This window comes from uncultured Shewanella sp., from assembly GCF_947491715.1.
Classification (GTDB): Bacteria; Pseudomonadota; Gammaproteobacteria; order Enterobacterales; family Shewanellaceae; genus Shewanella.
Genome location: NZ_CANLKR010000003.1, coordinates 183,007 through 199,543 on the forward strand (window position 1 = coordinate 183,007; position 16,537 = coordinate 199,543).

Annotated in this window: 13 protein-coding genes; 3 read left to right on the forward strand and 10 right to left on the reverse strand. The window is 39.6% G+C overall.

The genetic code is table 11. The features are described 5' to 3' along the window. Positions 1-30: 30 nt before the first annotated feature. Entirely contained in the window at positions 31-2,637 is a 2,607-nt protein-coding gene (locus Q0779_RS05055; protein ID WP_298770161.1) for a glycosyl hydrolase family 18 protein, read from the reverse strand. 681 nt (positions 2,638-3,318) lie between these two features. Here Q0779_RS05055 and Q0779_RS05060 point away from each other — a divergent pair. Continuing rightward, positions 3,319-3,927, forward strand: a complete 609-nt coding sequence (locus tag Q0779_RS05060) for a hypothetical protein (protein ID WP_298770163.1) — start codon at positions 3,319-3,321, stop codon at positions 3,925-3,927. A 23-nt stretch (positions 3,928-3,950) separates the two neighbouring features. On the opposite strand, the gene Q0779_RS05065 is transcribed toward Q0779_RS05060, so the two are convergent. Together Q0779_RS05065 and Q0779_RS05070 are read right to left on the reverse strand one after the other, a co-directional pair. Then, entirely contained in the window at positions 3,951-4,802 is an 852-nt protein-coding gene (locus Q0779_RS05065) for an Ig-like domain-containing protein (protein WP_298770164.1), read from the reverse strand. 285 nt (positions 4,803-5,087) lie between these two features. After that, positions 5,088-5,531 carry an Rrf2 family transcriptional regulator gene (locus tag Q0779_RS05070; RefSeq protein ID WP_298770166.1) on the reverse strand — a complete coding sequence of 148 codons (444 nt, stop codon included), beginning with the start codon at positions 5,529-5,531 and terminating at the stop codon, positions 5,088-5,090. Between the two features lie 217 nt (positions 5,532-5,748). On the opposite strand from Q0779_RS05070, the gene Q0779_RS05075 reads away from it, so the two are divergent. Then, on the forward strand, positions 5,749-6,453 hold the full coding sequence (locus tag Q0779_RS05075) for a hemerythrin domain-containing protein (RefSeq protein ID WP_298770168.1): 705 nt from the start codon (positions 5,749-5,751) through the stop codon (positions 6,451-6,453). Beyond that, entirely contained in the window at positions 6,437-8,782 is a 2,346-nt protein-coding gene (locus Q0779_RS05080; protein WP_298770169.1) for a nitric-oxide reductase large subunit, read from the forward strand. The genes Q0779_RS05075 and Q0779_RS05080 overlap by 17 nt, the downstream gene beginning before the upstream one ends. 113 nt (positions 8,783-8,895) lie before the next feature. Here the strand turns inward: Q0779_RS05080 and Q0779_RS05085 are convergent, their stop codons facing one another. From Q0779_RS05085 to arnA, 7 genes are all read right to left on the reverse strand, one after another. Further along, positions 8,896-9,594 carry a hypothetical protein gene (locus tag Q0779_RS05085; RefSeq protein WP_298770170.1) on the reverse strand — a complete coding sequence of 233 codons (699 nt, stop codon included), beginning with the start codon at positions 9,592-9,594 and terminating at the stop codon, positions 8,896-8,898. A gap of 178 nt (positions 9,595-9,772) precedes the next feature. Next, on the reverse strand, positions 9,773-10,513 hold the full coding sequence (locus Q0779_RS05090) for a hypothetical protein (RefSeq protein WP_298770173.1): 741 nt from the start codon (positions 10,511-10,513) through the stop codon (positions 9,773-9,775). A gap of 285 nt (positions 10,514-10,798) precedes the next feature. Next, the gene (arnF, locus tag Q0779_RS05095; RefSeq protein WP_298770175.1) at positions 10,799-11,317 is read right to left on the reverse strand and encodes a 4-amino-4-deoxy-L-arabinose-phosphoundecaprenol flippase subunit ArnF; all 519 of its coding nucleotides are present in this window, start codon (positions 11,315-11,317) and stop codon (positions 10,799-10,801) included. Then, complete coding sequence (locus tag Q0779_RS05100) at positions 11,314-11,667, reverse strand: EamA family transporter (RefSeq protein ID WP_298770177.1); 354 nt, start codon at positions 11,665-11,667, stop codon at positions 11,314-11,316. Before Q0779_RS05100 ends, arnF begins: the two co-directional genes overlap by 4 nt. Then, positions 11,664-13,349: a lipid IV(A) 4-amino-4-deoxy-L-arabinosyltransferase gene (gene arnT / locus Q0779_RS05105; RefSeq protein ID WP_298770180.1), complete on the reverse strand. Its 1,686-nt coding sequence runs from the start codon at positions 13,347-13,349 to the stop codon at positions 11,664-11,666. The genes Q0779_RS05100 and arnT overlap by 4 nt, the downstream gene beginning before the upstream one ends. An 88-nt stretch (positions 13,350-13,437) precedes the next feature. Continuing rightward, the gene (gene arnD, locus Q0779_RS05110) at positions 13,438-14,349 is read right to left on the reverse strand and encodes a 4-deoxy-4-formamido-L-arabinose-phosphoundecaprenol deformylase (RefSeq protein WP_298770182.1); all 912 of its coding nucleotides are present in this window, start codon (positions 14,347-14,349) and stop codon (positions 13,438-13,440) included. Between the two features lie 10 nt (positions 14,350-14,359). Continuing rightward, the gene (gene arnA / locus Q0779_RS05115; protein ID WP_298770184.1) at positions 14,360-16,408 is read right to left on the reverse strand and encodes a bifunctional UDP-4-amino-4-deoxy-L-arabinose formyltransferase/UDP-glucuronic acid oxidase ArnA; all 2,049 of its coding nucleotides are present in this window, start codon (positions 16,406-16,408) and stop codon (positions 14,360-14,362) included. Positions 16,409-16,537 lie beyond the last annotated feature (129 nt).

Sequence of the window (16,537 nt, forward strand, 5' to 3'; positions counted from 1 at the left end):
TTAAACTGTTACATGGTTTGATTAGTCATCTTATTCGAGACCATTTTGAAATCCGTCGATAAAGTTATAAATTAATGCCTCCTTTCTTTGATTGGGATCGGCGATATTTAATTCACCACTCATTAGCCAAATCAGGGCGCCCCCCAGTCCTCTTTGAGCGGAATAGGCGCCATAAGATTTAGCGACATTTGCAGATGCATAAGAAATAAAATTGTGCTGGAAGTGATTATACTGGGTATTATCTTTACTCCAGAAGCTGCTTACATCTAATGCGGTAATTTCCTCTCCGTTAGCATTGGTACCAAATATGGGTAAGGCTGTATTAGGAGTAAAGGCTGATGCCTGATAAGCGCTGGTGGCGATATTAAACGTGAGTTGGGCAATGGGATCAAAATATATCCAGTCTGTTACCTCCCAAAGTGGGGTTAAATTTGATGCATACTCCGGACTTGTCATATTTAAATGAATGTAGTTATATGAATATAAGCCGTCACAATTGTCACCTAAGTTATTTATATTGATAGTGCATTTTAAGTTATCTTGATCGCCGGGCAACACATTGGCGTATTGAATGCTGTTAAACAGGCCATTATTTGAAACGAGTCTTGTAAGATCTGAGGCATTATCAGCTTCACCTATTCCCGTATAAGCCCGCGCATAAGCAGGCAGACCGATTTGCACCAGACTACGTTGAATATTATCCAATTTGTTCCAGTATGGCGCGGCGCCATCATGACCGTTAATATATTGTGTTACTGCATTGACGGACAAATCATAACTGATATTATCGATAGGATCGGTATATTTGTTGAATGGATTGATTGCTTCAGAGTTATCGGGTTGAGGGAATAAGGTGGTGTTGAAACCGGTAAAGTAATCCCCTTGACTAAAATCTGCAGCGCTGTGGTACCCATAGGTCATAAAATTGAGATGGCTTAAACCTTGATCAAACCAAGAATCAATAAAGTTAAAGCCTGAAGTTTGACCTAAGCTATCATTCCCCATGAGATACATAATCATATCAGGAAATGCTGGTAGGCTGATAGACACTTTTAATCCTGTTTGATTAATAATTTCAGTAATTAAATTTCGGCCATTATCATTACTGATATTATTATTATCTTTGTTTCTTGCTAAAGCCTGAAATAACAGGTTATCGGTCCAAATATCAGTAGAATAAAATTCAATGTTTAAATTGATTCCATCTAGACCATGTAAAGAGAGGTTTTTTAATCCATTGATAAAGTGGATAATATTTTGTTCGCTAATATTAGTGTTATCTTCTGACACAAGATAATACATGATGTCTTTAAAGCTCTCTCCACCGATTGTTGCCCATTTTTCCAGTGTGCCTTCATTATTTTGTAAGTTAATGAATGCAGAAAAAGAGCCATAACAGACCTCATCTTCACAGTTACTTCCATTAATGACAATGTCATTGCAAATAGGGTGACCAAGACTATCACTATGACACATGTTATCAACCATAAAATCGTCATTTGATAAGTCAGTCCAAGGGTCATTAAATACAGCGTAGCCGTTATTTGTGGGTTTTAAGAAGGCATAGGATACGGCATCAATAAGCTCTATGAGTGCTGTAAAATGGTGGTTATTGGTAAAACCGTTGTGGGTGTCGCTTGTTGTTTCGATTGCTTTATCGCAGGCTGGATAGCCTATATCCGCACCGAGATTAGATGCTTTGGTTTTAATTCCAGGCATATTATATGAGGCTTGTGGAATGAAATTTCCTGTAATATCAAAGATATTAGTCACATATTTACTTCCGCAATTCCCATCTTCTTTGGCGGCATTTGAATTTGCTTCCTCAATAGTCGTATTCCTATTGTTATATCCTGAATAGTTAGGCCAAAAGGCCAACGTGTAGGGTTCTTTATTGGTAATGGGATAGACGGCATAGCTAATATCGTTAATGCCCTGAGTATAACGATTGTTAATGTCACCTGAGAGTGTGAAACTAAGGTGCCCCATTTTTGTTTTTGCGACTGTGCTGCTACTGACAGTAATCGTACATTTGTCTGTTAATGCTTTTATCACACAGGTATTACTATCGCTAAACGTTAACAATTCATAGGTATCCAAGGCCGTTATGGTAAGTGGATAGCTTTGGGTTTCACTGGTTATGATGGTTAACTCAGCTGTTTGAGCCGAAGCTAAATCTGAGGGGGATAACGAGGCGCTGATGAGGTTAGAACTGTTATGCGAAATGGTATAGTTTAATTTTTCTATGTTTGAGCTATCGCTAGTTGTGAAAGTAATATTGCCCGTAATATTGCTATCTGTACTATTGGGCGACGCAATAACATGCATGCTGCACTGTTTTTTTGCCATATTTAGAAGACAATGAGGTTTTAATTCATTGTTCAAAAAAATCAGATTTCCTCCTGAGTCAATGGGAGTAACGGAAACGCTAGTGTCCAAAGATGTAGCAGCTGTAATGGTTAATTGAGATACCGTTGAACCATCAGCAGTAAATAATGCGGGAGTCAGCGAGCTACTGAGTAAATATGATGTCTCATGTGTGCTCCCTTTTTGTTTTACTTCACCATTACAGGCAATTAATAGGAAGAATAAAACGAGGAAAATGAAGCGGTATTGTTTGTTGAAAAAAGTGGTCATTTGAGGTGATGCTCCTTTTATGAATTGGCTGGCATTGTTCCCATATACGATTTACAAAATGAACTAACTGAATTAAGGATAGAATGTATAAAGCTAAACGTGCTTTTTGATTTTAGTGTGTGAGATATACTTCATTATTTAGGTAGGTACACATATCTTAAGAAGGCTTCAATGGACAACTAAGGTTAATTATAATGCAGATGTTCTATGAGCTATTGTCTAGGGTTGAAAATTAAGGAGTGAACCTAGGTATTGGATGCTCTCATTAAATATTTCTCAATGAGAGAAACATATTTGAATACATTTTGTTTTATTTTGTAACTTGTTTTCTTTAGTTGGCGGTTTGGAACCAGCAGATATAGTGATTTAACTATTTAAAAAAATAGGGGTATTGTGATACTGACTATTTATATTCTGTTGTTTATATTTGTATGGTATTTTGTTTTTTATGTTTGTATTTATATTTTTTAATGTTTAACCTAATGTGGTTGCTGTAACATTTGTTTAAATTTTTATTGCAGGCCTTGAAGGGTTTTAATCTTTAAAAACATAAGGTTAATTGGTTTTGTTGGTATTTTATTTAAAAGTAATCAAACTAATAAGTATAATTTATATGTTTATAGTTTGTATGCATATAATGTAAGGTAATAATAATTAAATATATAATAAAAAGAGGATGATATGGGGGATATTGTTAAGGAAAAAATGTATGGTGGCTACTTTGTTTTAAAAAGTAATTACTGGGAAATTTTTGGAAATGAATACAAGTCGGTCGTTGGTAGTGAACAAAAAATTAATTTAGGCTCGTTAACGGATATCAAAATTGTTGCTTCCTTTGAGTTTAATTTAGGTCCGAGGGTGGAAACGTCAATTTGGCATAATGTATATACACTAAAAAATTGGAAATTTATTGCTCAAGAAGAGGAGTTTAAGGGCGAAGTTAAGGCGATTGTGGCAAATAAGTTTGAGGCAATCGCCGAAGATAGCAGTGTCAAAGCATCTGAGCTTCAAGCGATGTTGGATTATATGCGGCTTATTACTCAGCAAATTGAAGCGGTTAATAATAGAGTAACAACAGTGAATAGTGACTTAAAGTCTTCAATCACGGAAGTTAAAGCGGGAGTGACAGAAATTCAACAAAGAGTGACCGTCGTAGATGAAGTATCAGCAAAATTACAAAAGGTGGAAGTTGCTGTTAATGATTGTGAAACGAAAATATCTAATAATATTATTGATATTGCTTTAAATACGCTTAGTTTACAAGATAATGATTTGACAGTGATGAGTTAAATTCATCACTGTCACTGGGCTGATTAAGTGTATTCTTTTACATAATGGATAGGCTGACTGGTAGAAATTGAAGAATGATTGCCTGCGATGTCATAGCTTGTCAGTGTTGCTGTGACTCGTTTTGCTGCGAGGATGTCTTGATAGTCAATATCAAGGTAAAAGTGACCTTGCTTGGTGATTCTTGTTAGATATTGATGATGATTAACAGTAATAATGACTTTATCATCTTCAGAGAATTGATATTTGGCTATGCCTTTTACTGTGATTTTATGATGTTTTAATTTTGAGGGGGGCTGCTTGTTAATATGAATGGGGTATAACATCAGATCAATATAAGGGCCGACCAGCATGACGTTGTATTGTTTGACTTTACTGGTGCAAAAGATATTATTTTGTTTATCTTCAATGCTATAGCGGGCGATAACATGATCACTTTCTGCTAGGACAAAGCCTGGAATATCGACATTGAAATCGCCATTATGGTCTAAGTGGGTATTGTATTGATTGTCCTTAATATAAATACTTATTTTTCCATTAGGATTAATCTCTCCTTCAACATTTCCAGAGACGTTAATATCTTTTGATGCGTCAATAATATTAATGATATTGTTCGTTGTAATGTCATGAATGGTTAATTCTGTGTTGGCAGTGGTGTTCAGCCGCTCATGCTGTGTTTTTATTCTTTTATGACAAAGCTCATGCCCATTATTCAAGGTTAATGAAAAAATAGAATCTTGATTATATAAGAGCATTTCACCTTCATTGATATAATCGGTTTCATGCAGAGATAAAGTCTTTCCGTGATGATCTTTCACTTTTAATAACCCAGAAACTGACTTAACAATTGCACTATGTGGGGTAATATAGATACTCATATCTCAATATTCTCTTAATTTTGGACTTTGTAAATAGCTGGACTTTCTATTAATGAATGGCTTTCTACAAGTCACAAGGTAAATAAAAAGTGTCAATATGTTTAGAATGTCAGTAAGGATAGTTGGATTTTAATGATAAAAAAACCTTTCATTTGTAGCGAAATATGTCAATTGTACCTATTCAGTTTAGGTTCAGTTTAGGTTCAGATGAGCGTGAAAGTCTTCGTTCAATTAGCATGAGTAAGAGTGACCAAATAATGGAAGAACGCGGTTCAATAGTTCTGTTCATTCATCTGGGAGCAATAATTTTTGAATAGTGATTATTTCGCTCGAATTCCCAATGAGATCGGCTAAAGTAAAAGTGTCTAACGTGTTATAAAAACTGTCTTGTGCTTTAGCAAACATCGATTTGAGCTGACAAGCGGGAGTGATCACACAATGATTATCATTACCGAAACATTCCACTAAGGTACTTTTACTTTCTGTTTGTCGTACCAGCTGCCCAATATTGATATCCACGGGGCGACGGTTGAGTTTAATACCCCCATTTTTACCGCGTGTGGCCAGTATATAACCTTTGATATTGAGATCTTGTACGATTTTCATTAAATGATTCTTAGAGATGTCATAACTATTGGCAATGTCTTTTATTGTCGATAACTCATTATTATTAACGGCTAAATAAATCAGTACTCGCAATGAATAATCAGTATAACGGGTGATTTGCACAGTATGAACTCCTTATTGATTATTACATTGGAGAATGGCTTCAGCCATTTGAAATCTAATTTTAGATCGAGATCACATTTATAAGATGCTTATAGTTTACATCTTATTGAGTGAGCAGTAAACTCAACCTAAAGATGCAAAATAAATACATCTTTAGGTTGTTTGAGAATAAAGAGTTTGAAAATAAATGGCTTAAAAATATTTAGGGAGAATGACTATGTCTATTCTTGAAACGAGTATAGGCCAGATCATGCGCGAAATTTCAGGTTCTAAAAGGGTATTTCAACATTATGCAGTGGATTGTAAGGATGAGCAAAAAACCTTAAAGCAAGCCATAGAAAAAGGTCAACTCAATCAAACTAAAGTGACATCATTACTCGCCAAACTTCAGGTGCATTGGGTACCAAAAGGTTATTGGCTACAGGCCAATGATAGTGAGGTCATTACTTATATTCTGATCCGATCCCATCAAGTTCATAGAGTGCAACTTGCTCAACTTATTCGCCTTGCCCAATATGTTGAAGCGCTTAATGATACTCACCCTTTATGTCCCCATGGATTAACGGAATATTTAATCCATTTACAGCAAACGTTAGAGCAACATATGCAAAAAGAGGAGAATATTTTATTTCCCATGTTAGAAAGTGGCCAAGGTCATTTGGCTCTCGGCCCGATTGATGTCATGCGAGCAGGGCATGAAGAGCATATCGAATCAATACAAACATTAGATGTACTGACTCACGCGTTTACGTTGCCAAAGGATGAGGTTCCTTTAAAAGATAGTGTCCAAGAATGGCGAAGCCTGTATTTAGGGATAGCCATATTGAAAGAAGATTTACAGCAGCATATTGATATAGAAAATAATATTTTATTTGCTCGATATTCAGTTTCTCTGGAGGATGGTTATGCGTCAGTATTATAAGTTATGGTGGATACTTATTATCATTTTAGGTATTACCTTTGGTGTATTAGGGTATTTTGGTCAAGAAATTTATCGCTCAGCGCCACCCATACCTGGCAAAGTTGTTAATGAGCAGGGTCAGTTATTGATGACCAAAGACAGTATTCTTGATGGACAAACTGCCTGGCAGTCGGTTGGTGGCATGCAGCTTGGGAGTATCTGGGGCCATGGCGCATACCAAGCGCCCGATTGGACGGCGGATTGGTTACATAGAGAGTTGATGAATTGGCTTAATCTAGCCGCAGAGGAATTGTATTTTCAATCCTATGAGTCGTTATCGGGCGAGCAACAAAATGCTTTGCAATATCAGCTGACTCAAGCTTATCGAACCAATACATTCGATAAAACGACCGATAGCTTAGTGTTAAGTGATCGTCGTTTGGCCGCGATGGCGTTAACGGCAGATTATTATATGGACTTATTTGGTGATTCACCTGAGTTACAATTGACACGGCAACATTACGCAATGAAAGAAATGACGCTGCCCAATGTACAAAGGCGCGAGCGGTTAACAGAATTTTTCTTTTGGACCGCGTGGGCTGCTGCGACAGAGCGACATGATGGGGGAGCGACCTATACCAATAATTGGCCCCATGAACCTTTAATTAATAATGTCCCTACAGCGGAGAATATTATTTGGTCTGTTGTGAGTGTTGTCTTACTGATCGCGGGGATCGGTGGATTAGTGTGGGCTTGGGCTTTTTTACGAAAAGAAGAAGATGAGCAGCAGGCACCGAAGACGGATCCATTAACCCTCTTTCAACTGACGGCATCGCAAAAGGCATTAGGGAAGTATTTACTACTGGTGGTTGGACTCTTTACTTTTCAGATTTTTATCGGTGGCTTTACAGCGCATTATACTGTCGAGGGACAGAGCTTTTTCGGTATCGAAACCTCTCAGTGGTTTCCCTATAGCTTAGTGCGTACTTGGCATATTCAGGCGGCGCTATTTTGGATTGCAACAGGTTTTTTAGCGGCAGGACTGTTCTTAGCGCCCATTATCAATGGAGGAAAAGATCCAAAATACCAAAAACTGGGAGTGGACATTTTATTTTGGGCACTCGTCGCGGTGGTTGTTGGCTCATTTACAGGTAACTATTTTGCCATCGCGCAGATCATGCCACCTGAATGGAGTTTTTGGATTGGGCATCAAGGATATGAATATGTCGATTTAGGCCGTCTATGGCAAATCGGTAAGTTCACCGGTATTGTACTCTGGCTAGTATTGATGTTACGAGGTGTTGTGCCAGCACTGCGTCAAGGCGGTGACAAAAATCTACTGGCATTATTAACCGCTTCAATTGCTGCCATTGGTTTATTTTATGGTGCAGGTTTCTTTTATGGCGAACGTACCCATATTTCTATCATGGAATATTGGCGCTGGTGGATAGTCCATTTATGGGTTGAAGGTTTCTTTGAAGTGTTTGCGACCACGGCACTGGCCTTTATTTTTTGCAGTATGGGACTGGTCTCTAAGAAAATGGCAACAGCGGCATCACTGGCCTCAGCATCCTTATTTATGCTTGGCGGGATCCCTGGGACTTTTCATCATATGTATTTTGCGGGTACCACAACGCCTGTCATGGCGGTTGGAGCAACCTTCAGTGCATTAGAAGTTGTGCCGTTAATTGTGCTGGGTTATGAGGCGTTTGAGCACTGGCGCTTACAGCAAAAAGCCCCTTGGATGGCAAAAATAAAATGGCCTTTGCTCTTCTTTGTTGCTGTGGCATTTTGGAACATGTTGGGTGCGGGCGTGTTTGGCTTTATGATTAATCCACCGGTTTCACTTTATTATATTCAAGGGCTGAATACGACTTCAACTCATGCCCATGCGGCGTTATTTGGTGTTTATGGTTTCTTAGCCTTAGGCTTCGTGATTTTGATTTTACGCTATATTCGCCCTAAATTAGTATTCGATGAGAAACTGATGAAAACGGCCTTTTGGTGGATGAATACAGGCTTAGTCCTCATGTTGGCTACCAGTTTATTGCCCATCGGGGTGCTTCAATTCATTGCCAGCGCCTCTAATGGATTTTGGTATGCGCGAAGTGAAACCTTCATGCAAAGCGATTTATTGCAAACGTTACGGTGGGTTCGCACCATAGGGGATGTGGTGTTTATCATTGGCGGTTTAGCAGTGACTTGGCAAGTGGTCAAAGGGGTGTTTTATATTGATGATGCCCCAACTTATACTCAACAGGCCATTTACAGTGAGGCGCCACTGGGAAAAGCGTTAACAGGAACAGGCAATATTAATCCTGATGTGCACGAGAAAGAACAGGGTGGGTGACAAATGAACCAGTGCTTATTGCCAAAATGGAATAAGCACTTTTTATATTGAGTTTTATTCTTATGCTGCTCAGTACTTGTTCGATGTGATATGCTTTTTTTGAAGCAAGGATATTAATTCAATTGATGCTCATTTTTAAAGGTTTGTAGCATGATAAGGAATTCAGCGCACTCAGGTGAATCGGTGTTGGCACTGTTTAATGCATGAATAGCTTGGTTGAGCTTTTCTTTGGCGTCAAAGGTTTGCCCAATATTTAACAAATACTGGGCGGCATGAAAATTTAGCACGGGATTATTGAGTGCTTGGGTCATATTCTGGTAATACTGAGTGGTTGCGGCAATATCCCCTTGTGCTTCAAGCGCACAGGCATGTTGAATATAAGCACGAATATCTTCAGGTTTGAGCAGTTCTAGCAGGCTACAGACACTAATGGCATCATCAAAAGATTGATTCTGATAAACTTGTTCTGCGATGGATAAAATTAACTCATATTCTTCATTGGTCAATTTTGCATTGGTCACTTGTCCTTGCTCTATTGCTTCTGGAGAGCTGTTATAAGCCTTGAGTATGGGTAAAAAAATCCGCTGAATATGTTCTTGGCTGAGAAAAGCTTGACATAGTTCAATACTGCGACTGAGATTTATTTGTATTTTTTGCATGCTGTGTGACACATTCTGCGTCAGTTGCGCTTTGATTTGAGTAGCATTTTTATAAGGGTGTTCTGCTTGCTCTGCTTCCGCCATTTTTTCAATACTGAGCTCAATGAGCTGATCGAAGGTATCGGTTACGGATGTGTTATTACTTACTGTCATAAATGAAGTTGATGCTGTTTTATTGTTTAAAAGAGGAAAGCCTTTACGCGAGATAGTTCATCCATTCTGTGAGTCACTGACAGCGAGCAAATGACGCATAAAGGCTGCATTGATTTCCCAGCGCTATTAATCAATCATTAATCAATCTAAGCGCCTAGGAAGCTATGGATATTAGGGGTTAAACATGAATGTGAGTGTCAGGTTTTTTGCTAAAAGATCCGCAAAAGTCATTGAAATTCGTTTTCATGTTGTGAATACCATCTTCAAGTTCTTGTAAACATTTCCATAGGCAGATAGCTGAGCCCACCCCAGCCATAATAAGAGGAAGGTAGGCTACATAGGGACTTGCGGTCAGAGCCAAATCGGTGACAAATGGAATGCCAGTTGTAATGTGGCCTGCGATAACGCCACCAAGCTCTTTTCCTACTAAATCAATGAGTAATGGGTTAACAACGACCATGATAAGAGGTTGAACTTGACCTATCATCATTCCAATAGCGGCCACATTAGGTATGTAAGAGGCATAAGTGGGTAATTTACCCACTATATTGGTGATAAACGGATATTGATCTTTTGTTTCGCTGCTAAAAAGCCCACTAATGGAGGTGTCAAAGCCTGTAATGAATCTTTGTGCCGCTGGCATCATGGATAAGGCGGCTGCAGCGGGTGAGTTTAACACGCCTAATTTGTAGGGTACGGTAGCCATCAAGCCCGTTAAAGCGATACTGCCGATGAGTTTAGTGGTAGAGCCTACTTCTCCCACCACGTTACCTATCAGCTTGGTGCCAGGCCAACGGGCTTGATTAAGAGGACTATTTGAATGAGTCAGTGCTTTTGTATCGCTAGAACTTTGAGACCCATGATGTTCGATGGATTGTGTTGTACTTGTTGCAGGTATTGAACCGACTTCTCTTGTCATATTTTTCTCTTTATAGCTTTAACTTATTTTTAATGCTAAATACGCTGTATTATGAATAGACAAACTGTGCTGTCATTAATGCCGTAGTATTATTTAACTCACTTATTTTATTATTGTTTTTTATAATAAAATATTGGACTTTTGTGGCTTATACTTAATGATGAGGAAAAGAATGTGTTTTGGATTTCAGTTTTAAAAAAAGGTGGGATTGTGAGTCAGGTTAATCGTTTATATCGCATCAATTTTTATTTAAATGAATAATGTTCATGTCTCAATAGTTATTTTTTATTGAGTATTTTGAGTCGTTGACGAGTTATTTTGTCGAGTCATTAAATAAAGTCCCACTAGAATACAGATAATACCGAGCAGTTTAATGCCGTTAAATGTCTCGTTTAACCCAGGTAGGCTAATGGCGGCAAAGTAAACGATAATATAACTGAGGCTTAAAAGTGGGTAGGCGATGGATAAAGGCAGCTGCTTGAGGGCAACAATCCAACAGGCCATGGATAATGCGTAACACATTAACCCTGTGAAAATGAATAGCAGTGGAATAAAAGAGAATTGAAATAATGGTTTATTTTGTGTTATTACGTCGGTTAACGCACTTTCAAAAAGTGAGCTTTGCTGCCAAGGTGAGACTAACTCAGGTGGAAAGTGACTGAATTGCATGACCCCCCATTTCATGCTGATCTGCGCGATTGAGATCAGTAAAACGCAACTTAACGCCATGGTTATCGGCCAATTTATTCTGTCGATAAAAGGTAAATGCAAGGCACCTTGATTAATGTGTTGACCACTTTTCATTGGGATCCTCCGCTTAGTAAAACGATCCCAATGATAATGAACCCGCTGCCTAAGAGTTGTTTTTGAGTGATGGGTTCATTAAAGATAAAGTGAGACAGCATTAATATTGCGACAAAGTTGATACTGAGTAGCGGATAAGCTTGAGAAACATCCCAGAAGTGTAATACAAACAGCCAACTGAAAGCGGCAAGCCCTAAGAATAATAGGCTGAATATAATGGGCAGGGAGAACAGTTTTTGTCGCCTAGTTAATTGAGGCTTGGAGACAAATAATAATGCGGCTTTCTTTTGCCAGTACTGACTGTATGTACTGGCGCATACAGACAGTATAAATAAACCCCATGCCATCATAATGTATTTAACTTATGATAAAGAAACAATTGATATCGGCCTTTTCGAATAATGTTATCCGCTTTTGGTAGCCCTTTAGGTTGTGTTCGTGAGCGGCTAAAAAAAGCGATGCGATGGGTTTGTTGATGTTGGAGAATAAAGTCAGTGAGGCCTTCGGGGTGAATATATCGATGCTGAGCATCCTTATAGTTGAGACCATATTTAAGCTCCCCTTTTGAATGAGACAAATAGACATCTTGTCGTTTTAAATACCAATTATAGGCTGACATGGTATCGGGATTATCGGCGATCAAGAGGGTTTGATCATTGATTAAGGGCTTTATTTGAGCCATAAATTGAGCGGGCATTTTTGAGTGGGTGCTGATGTCGGGAATTATGGCCCATGCGAGCATAAAAATGCCTAAGGGCATGACCATGTAACAACTGATTTTACTGTCAAGACTAGAGACTTTAATGGAAATGAGCGCCAATATTGCCCAATAAAAGCAGACTAAAGCTAATAGCCAGGGGCGATGAGATTCATTGACATTGACGGGTAAGGCACCTGCGTAATAAAGCACTAAAATGACAATAGGAATGAAGGTTAGGGTAATGGCATTGGCTATGGAGCCGAGATAAACCCCAGGTGCTTTTTTTTCAATGGCATGAATGAGACCAAAACTCAGTAAAATGGCTAATGGAGGCATACAAGGGAGAATATAAGTGACAATTTTCCCATTGGCGGCAGAAAAAAAGATAAGGGGCAGCAGGGCCCATAATAATGCATAGCGGATGAGAGGCTGTTTCCATTGGTGTGAAAGATGTTTAACAGCGCTAGGAACGAGAAACAGCCAAGGTAAACTGGCGAGTAATAAATACGGTAAATAATACCAAAAAGGAGCATGATGTTGGGCTTCATCAGTAGCAAAGCGTTGAATGTGCTCAATCCAAAAAAAATAATGCCAAAAATCAGGCTCTGCACGATGTATGGCCAAGGCCCAAGGTAAGGTGAATAACGCCGCAATAACGATAACCCAAAGGCCCCAACCTATAATCTGTTTCAATTTTTGTTGCCAAATCATAAAGGGGACAACCACAATAACGGGTAAGGCGAGGGCAATAAAGCCTTTGGTGAGCAGGGCAAAGGAGCAAAAAAGTCCGGCTAAAGAATAAGATAACAACCGTTTCGACGTGGCTGTGCTCTGAGAAGCAAAGTAAAAACTGCAAAAAGCGGCTGTGAGCCAAAAATTGAGCATGCTATCGACTAAGCTATAGGTGCCCAAGTTAGTGACAAGAAAGAGGCTTAAAAAAATAGCGGCAGTAACTAGTGCATGAGTATTAGTGTAAAAATGCCTAATTAATAAAAATAAACACAGTGCGCTGCCTAATGTACTCATTGCCGATGCCACGCGAACAGAAAAGTTATTTTCGCCAAAAAGTACTTGTGAAGTGGCATTCATCCAATGCCCCATAATGGGCTTTTCGAAATAACGAATATTGTTGAATCTTGGCACAATCCAATCACCACTTTGTACCATTTCTCGCGCGATTTCAGCATGCCTGAGTTCATCTGGAGACCAAAGATCCCTTAATCCCAATGGTAATAAATACAATAAAACGAAAAAAAGTGGAATGGTGACGGCTAAGTTTATTTTGGGAAAAGTGAGATTAACATCACCGATCACCAGTGGGTTTTGCATCATAAATTATCGCTCACTATCAAGGTAAAATCACTCCACTGTTGTGGGTGTTGAAAAATAACAAGTGCTATTCTTATCATTAGGATCAGTTTCATGTTAAAGGTTGAGGACTTGAACCTTGCAAACTTAACCAACCCTCACGTCCGGGAATAGACAGGTTTTGAATCGTATCAATGGGCCATTGTTCTGGTGCCTTATCCAATAAATGAAATAGGGGAACAAATTGAAGTTTGTGAGCTTGCGCTTTTTGAAGCAAGTCTTCAAATAAATAAATTAATGCAATGCCTTCCACTTCGGCATGTATGGTATACACATTGAGCTGATGAGGTTTAATGCGTTTAATGATTTCATCGTTATAATTGTGTGGCGTTATGCCTGTTTGGCCAATGAGCTCATCATAGGTCGGTAGGGTGACTGGGATCTGGGGAGCCATGCCTTTTTCAGGGCTAAAAATAGAGTGTCCTCGACAGTCACTGTTATAATGAAAATTAAAGCGTTGTTTTTGTGCTAATGTGGATGCGTTGCAGCGCCAACCCGGCACCGCACTGCAACGAATTGGATTATTGGTGAGCCTCGAGAGAAGTTGATAACCTTTATCAATTTCATCAAAGAGTTCGTCTGGGCTCATGGTATCGGTATGACATTGCCATTTGTGATGATCCCAAGCATGCAGCCCAATTTCATGTTGGGCTTCATGGGTTTGTTGGATAATGCGACCCAGCTTTTGACCAATAATGGGGCCGGGCCATAATGTTCCCTTCAGTAAAATGTCCCAGCCATAAAGACTGGCTGCCTTAGAGCGTAACATTTTTTTGAGAAATTGTGGCTTAAGCAGGCGCCAAATATGACGCCCCATATTGTCAGGCCCTACAGTAAAAAAAAATGAGGCAGACACACCGTATTGGGCCAGCAGTGTTAATAATGCTGGCACACCCAGACGGGTTCCTCGATAGGTATCCACATCGATGCGTAGACCGACTTTAATGGGGGCTTGTTTTAGCATATGGCGATGATCACTCCGTCCCTATGACTAATGTCAATTCAGCATCTTTATCTGAACGTCGAATAATTTCAGGGATCCAAGCTTGTTCTTCTACTGCGGACTTTAAAAAGAAATTTAACGTCTTTTCAATAGTTTGCTCCATTTTTATATGGGGCTCCCAATTCAGCAGTTTTTTGGCATTGTGAATACTGGGTCGTCTGTGCTGAACATCTTGATAGCCGTCACCATAAAAAGACTGACTTTCAACTAAATTGTAGCCAGCAAAAGGCGGGAATTGGTTGCGAAGTGGGTGTTGCTCAAATTTATCCACTAAGATCTCGGCCATTTGCTTGATACTGGCTTCATTCTCAGGGGAACCAATATTAATGATTTGTCCATTACAGACTGCATTTTTGTTTTCAATAATTCGAAATAAGGCTTCGATAGCTTCAGAAATATCAGTAAAGCATCGTTTTTGTTCGCCGCCGTCGATGAGTTTTATGGGCGTGCCTTCCACTAAATTTAAAATCAATTGGGTGATGGCACGGCTGGAACCAATGCGAGCAGAGTCTAAGCTGTCTAATTTTGGGCCCATCCAATTAAAGGGTCTAAAAAGGGTAAATGATAAATTATCTTGTTTACCGTAAGCCCAAATGATCCTATCAAGTAGCTGTTTTGATGCTGAATAAATCCAACGTTGTCGATTAATGGGGCCTGTGACCAATGATGAGGTATCTTCATTAAACTCTTCGTCGCTACACATGCCATAAACTTCAGATGTCGATGGGAAAATAATGCGTTTGTTGTATTTTACACAGGCTCGAACGACCTTGAGGTTTTCTTCAAAATCCAGTTCAAATACTCGCAGCGGATTACGGGTATATTCGATAGGTGTTGCAATGGCGACTAAAGGTAAAACAATGTCACATTTCTTGATGTGATATTCAATCCATTCACTGTGTATGGTGATATCACCTTCGACAAAATGAAAGTCAGGATCCCCTAAATATTGTTTTATCTGGCTTGAACTCATATCCATGGCATAAATTTCATATTGGCCATCATCGAGTAAGCGTTTAGTGAGATGATTACCAATAAAGCCATTCGCGCCCATGATAAGGACTTTTTTTCGTTTTTTGGCTGATAGCATTGCGCTGGCTTGGGGGCCAAAGCGCATACCTTTGACTAAGTGCAGATCATTGACCAGTTGATCGCCATTGAGGTATAACCCGCTTTCTGCCTGCCCCGCTTCAATAATTAGGGCGCCTTGATGGCAGGCGACAGTCAGTGGCGCGGTATTTATGATGGTACCGACCGAGGCCTCTGTAGGGGTATTAATGGGCCTGGCTTGCCAAATAATGACTTTGTTATTGCCTAAAAAAGAAAATGCGCCGGGAAAGGGGTCGGTCACTGCGCGAATAAGGTTAAATATACGAAGAGGTGGTTCGGCCCATTTTATTTCGCCATCAGCGGGGGTTCTGCGGCCATAATAACTGGCTTGGCTATGATCTTGTGGTGTTAATGTATGGGTGTTTTGCTTTATTTTAGGCAAGACGTCTCTTAATAACTCGCTGCTCAATTGTGTCATTCTTTGGTGTAGGCTCGCTGCGGTATCACTGAGGGTGATAGGTAAAGAAGCGGCTGCGACGATATCGCCCTCATCAGGCTTATTTGTCATGGTATGTAATGTCACACCGGTTTGTGTTTCACCATTAATGAGCGCCCAATTAATCGGCGCGCGTCCACGATAGCGGGGCAGTAAGGATCCATGAAGATTAAACCCGCCTTGTGGTGCAACATCGAGAATATCTTGGCAGAGCAGGTGTCTGTAATAAAAAGAGAATAGGCAATCGGGTGATAGCTGACGGATACGTTCTACCCACAGTGGATGGTTGACATCATCCGGTGCGAACACGGGAATATTAAAGCTGGCCGCGAGCTTAGCAACGGATCCAAAGAAAACCTGTTCTTTGGGATTATCTAAATGAGTAAAAACAGCTAAGATTTCGATGCCCGCTTCATGTAAACTTTGAATCGCGGCGCAACCGATATTATGGTAAGCAAATACAACGGCTTTCATATTGCATCCTTGTATAAAAGTGAAGTCACCCAACATCGTGTGACGGTCAATGTCACTAGGCGGATTAGTCGCATGGTTAATATTCGACTTCGTTTATGTTTTGTTTATTTGGCTTTGCTATTACATCAG